This window comes from Synergistaceae bacterium (assembly GCA_012728235.1).
GTDB lineage: Bacteria > Synergistota > Synergistia > Synergistales > Synergistaceae > JAAYFL01.
In genome coordinates, this window is record JAAYFL010000095.1 from 1 (window position 1) to 2,853 (window position 2,853).

Below are 2,853 nucleotides of genomic sequence, written 5' to 3' on the forward strand. Positions count from 1 at the left end.
ACCCAGCTCAACGAAAGAGTCTTCTATCTTAGGAGCAACGCACGGGGTGCTGGGAATCAAAAGCACGTCAACTTCTGTAAAGATCTTTCTCATTTCTTCCCTATAATAATTTAGCATTCTCTTAGCTCTTAGGTATTGCTCAGCGAGAATAAACTGACCTGCTGTCATTCCAGCAAAAATGTCCGGCGAATAAAGATGCCCTTTTTCTTCCAGATATTTGCTGTGATAACTCAACACCTCAGGAAGCTGTATAACCAGCGATGCTGTTCGTGAGTTTTGCAAATCGGGCATTTCAACACTTTTCAGAGTTGCCCCCATAGCAACAATATTTTTTTTGACCTTCTCTAAAGCTTCCTCAATTTCCGGATCCAGGTCATCATAAAAAAAAGTATTGGGAATGCCGACAACGATCTGTTTTTTGTTCTCTTGTGATTTGTTGCCATCAATTTTGATACCCTGTACCAGGGAAGATAGGACCAGTTTAATGTCATATGCCGTCTGTGTAATAATACCAACATGATCAAGAGACCAGCAGTAAGGGATAACACCCTCAGTTGAAAGCAGACCATAAGTAGGCTTCAAGCCTACCAGGCCACAAAGTGCAGCAGGAACTCTTACAGATCCACCGGTATCCGTGCCAAGAGAGAAAAATCCATAACCTGCAGCCACAGCGCCGCCTGAGCCACTGCTGCTCCCTCCGGCTATCCTGGTGCTGTCATAGGGATTTGGCACTGTACCATAATGAGGATTTATTCCTATTGCTCCATGTGCAAATTCATGCAGGTTGACTTTACCGAGAAGGACAGAGCCGTTATCACTTAATTGATTTACTACTGCTGCATCTTCTTCAGGCACATAATCTGCAAGGACTTTCGAACCGCCAGTCGTTTTTATTCCTTTTGTTTTAAAAAGATCTTTTAGCGTATAAGGGATACCATGGAGGGAGCTTTTTACTTCTCCTGAGGAAATTTCTTTCTCGGCTTTTAATGCTTCCTCCATAGCTCTTTCTTCTGTAATTGTAATAAAAATATGATTTTGAGGGTTATGTTTCTTTGCGTCACCAATAAGATTACCCACCAGTTCGGTTGGTTTCAATTCTCCTGAAACATACTTTTCAGAAATCTCTTTGATCGTTCTCATTTTTTATATGCCTCACTTAAAAAGGACTGTATTTTTCTAAATCCTGTGATTTCAAAGCATTGACCGAGTCAATTATGTCTTGGAAGCTCGAAATAACTCCATATTTAGGATTTACAAGCTCGTCTATACTGCTGGATAATGAAGGATAGCATTTAAACTCATCCAAAATTGAGTAAAGTGTTTCAGATCTCACCTTATTCATTGCTTCAACACCTTTCATAAACAGCTTTGATTATTTTTAACAATATTGAGGTCTTATATAAGACCTCAATATTGTTGATTTATTTAGAATATATTTTAATTACTTATTACAGAACGAGAATCGACTTATCCATCGGAGTCAGGTATTCGTAACCGTCCTTTGTTACTACTACCGAGTCTCCAACTCTTCCTGCGGTACCGTTATCAAGTGAGACAGCTCCGTCAACAGCAAAAGTCATGCCTTCTTCAAGAATCGTATCATCGTCTACACGAATTTCAGGTTTTTCAAGGCGCGAGTAACCTACAGCACGTCCAGTTCTGTAACATATTCCATAACCCAAATCTTCATAATACTTCGCTGACGCTTTATGTACATCAGATGCTTTCACTCCAGGCCTAATCATATCCAGAGCAATCTTTTGCCCTTGAATAGACTGGTTATAAACCATTTCCTCTTCTTTTGTGAAGCTTCCAATAAAGTACTGACGGTCAAATCCAACCTTCATGCATTTAAACTCTGCAACATTACAAAAACACATATAGACAGAATCGCCCTTATTGATCTTCTTAATGCTCGCACGTTTATGTACCATATGCATATTGGGTCCTGTTTGGAGTATCTGGAGGTCATGTGTTAGTGGTGAATAATAAGCGTTTACTCCAGACTGATCTTCTGAAAGCAGTTCCGCATATTTCTGGGTTCCACCGTTGATGATAGCAAGAGCTACCTCATATTCTGGCACACCTGGACCGATTGTGTCACGTGCAGCTTCACACATAGCCACAGCAACTTTTCCTGCTTTTTTCATTATTGCAATTTCTTCTGGGGTCTTGATCATGCGTTGACGGCTCATAGTCATATACATATCTTTTATTTTTGACCCTTCGCTTTGTTCCGCTATGAAATTGCCAAGGACGGCATGTGTCTTGTTTACTTCTAGACCAATTGTCTTCTTGCCCTTAAGAGCTTGTTTGATGTCTCCACGCCATTCGTCGCCAATACCATCTGTCCAGGGGAGTAATCTCTCTACCCAAGTCATTTCTCTAGCCATATTAAGTTCTAGACTGGGCAGAACGACACTTATTTCTCCACTCTGAGGAATAATTGCAATAGTGGGGCGCCCAAAATCCATTCCCAGATAGTCGTGAATCCCAGTAAAGTAATATACGCTGTCGGGATCCATTGCAAATGTTACATCAACTCCCTGTTCCCCCATTTTCTGCTGGAGCTCCTTAACTTTGTTCTGCATTCTTGAAAACATTTAACTTCCTCCTTTTACTTATATATGATATGGAATTACATAACACACAGAATTAATGTTCTCTGAAAAGCCGCCCTAAACCTTCTATTTTATCATTTATACCTGCCATTCGCAGGGTGTTCCATAGCATGGCCTGGTTACTAGCAATGACTGTTTTGCCTGTCTTTTTTTCTATTTCTTCAACCATTTCCATAAATCGTGGAGCACCACAGGAAAGAAGGATAGTGTCTGCTTCGGGCCTGTCCAAGGC

At 40.7% G+C, this 2,853-nt stretch carries 4 protein-coding genes; all 4 read right to left on the bottom strand.

Annotation, left to right across the window (positions count from 1 at the left end; translation table 11 throughout):
* Positions 1 to 1,140 (bottom strand): amidase (locus tag GXZ13_06315; GenBank protein NLX75429.1); only part of this gene is annotated, 1,140 nt, incomplete at its 3' end.
* Positions 1,141 to 1,156: 16 nt separating this feature from the next.
* Positions 1,157 to 1,360, bottom strand: coding sequence for a hypothetical protein (locus GXZ13_06320; protein ID NLX75430.1), 204 nt, complete (start codon positions 1,358 to 1,360; stop codon positions 1,157 to 1,159).
* A gap of 88 nt (positions 1,361 to 1,448) precedes the next feature.
* Complete coding sequence (locus GXZ13_06325; GenBank protein NLX75431.1) at positions 1,449 to 2,603, bottom strand: aminopeptidase P family protein; 1,155 nt, start codon at positions 2,601 to 2,603, stop codon at positions 1,449 to 1,451.
* A 52-nt stretch (positions 2,604 to 2,655) separates the two neighbouring features.
* Positions 2,656 to 2,853: arylmalonate decarboxylase (locus tag GXZ13_06330; protein NLX75432.1), on the bottom strand; the 198-nt coding region annotated here is incomplete at its 5' end.